This is a genomic window from Geobacter sp. PheSNFMC (genome assembly GCF_059620965.1).
Map to the genome: position 1 here is coordinate 85,001 of NZ_JCAMRN010000028.1, position 1,154 is coordinate 86,154.

The following is a 1,154-nucleotide window of genomic DNA, read 5'->3' on the forward strand; positions in this document are numbered from 1 at the left end:
GCGAAGGTTCCCTCAGGCTGATTGGAAACCAGCCGTAGAGTGCAAAGGCATAAGGGAGCTTGACTGCGAGACAGACACGTCGAGCAGGTACGAAAGTAGGCCTTAGTGATCCGGCGGTTCTGTATGGAAGGGCCGTCGCTCAACGGATAAAAGGTACTCCGGGGATAACAGGCTGATCTCCCCCAAGAGTTCACATCGACGGGGAGGTTTGGCACCTCGATGTCGGCTCATCGCATCCTGGGGCTGAAGTCGGTCCCAAGGGTTTGGCTGTTCGCCAATTAAAGCGGTACGCGAGCTGGGTTTAAAACGTCGTGAGACAGTTTGGTCCCTATCTGCCGTGGGCGCAGGATACTTGAGAAGAGCTGTCCTTAGTACGAGAGGACCGGGATGGACGTACCTCTAGTGTTCCAGTTGTTCCGCCAGGAGCATTCGCTGGGTAGCTATGTACGGAAAGGATAACCGCTGAAAGCATCTAAGCGGGAAGCCTCCTTCAAGATTAGGTATCCCCGGGACGCAAGTCCCCTGAAGGCCCGTTGTAGACCACAACGTTGATAGGCCGGGTGTGTAAGCGCAGCAATGCGTTCAGCTGACCGGTACTAATCGGCCGTGAGGCTTGACCATAATTTATTTCCGAGCTTTATTCATACGGGGGTGGTAACCCCACCCCCACTATCTACCCCTACTCAATCTCGATCAATGCAATTGACTTAGATACATTTATACCGTTTCTCGGTGGCTATGCCGAGGGGGTCACACCCGTTCCCATCTCGAACACGGAAGTTAAGCCCCTCTGGGCCGATGATACTGCACGGGTAGCTGTGTGGGAAAGTAGGTCGCCGCCGGGATTTTTTCCAACCCCCCTGGTCCTCTACGGATCAGGGGGGTTCTTTCGTTCGGTCATCCGATCCCCACCCCTTCTGCCCAAACACCGCCACCGCACAACCCCCTCCCCCTACTCCCCGCATGCTCCACAGCCGGCACGCCGGCCAACACCGATCTCACGAAATCGCAGCGACAGGCTGTCATACGTGAGCAAACGCCCCGTCAGCAATTCTCCGACTCCCAGCAGGTGCTTCAATGCCTCTGTCGCCTGCAACGAGCCAATCACCCCTGGTAATACCCCCAAAACTCCGGCGCGGGAACAACTGGTCGCT

1 protein-coding gene and 2 rRNA genes (1 of these 3 cut by a window edge) are annotated in these 1,154 nt (G+C 56.4%); 2 read left to right on the forward strand and 1 reads right to left on the reverse strand.

The features are described 5' to 3' along the window. Both AC6CDK_RS08270 and rrf read left to right on the forward strand, forming a co-directional pair. A 23S ribosomal RNA gene (locus tag AC6CDK_RS08270) occupies nt 1–621 on the forward strand (it extends 2,337 nt beyond the left edge of the window). A 107-nt stretch (nt 622–728) separates the two neighbouring features. Continuing rightward, nucleotides 729–845, forward strand: a 5S ribosomal RNA gene (gene rrf / locus AC6CDK_RS08275). Nucleotides 846–952: 107 nt separating this feature from the next. On the opposite strand, the gene AC6CDK_RS08280 is transcribed toward rrf, so the two are convergent. After that, the coding region (locus tag AC6CDK_RS08280) for a ThiF family adenylyltransferase (RefSeq protein ID WP_496639798.1) at nt 953–1,154 on the reverse strand (202 nt) is incomplete at its 5' end.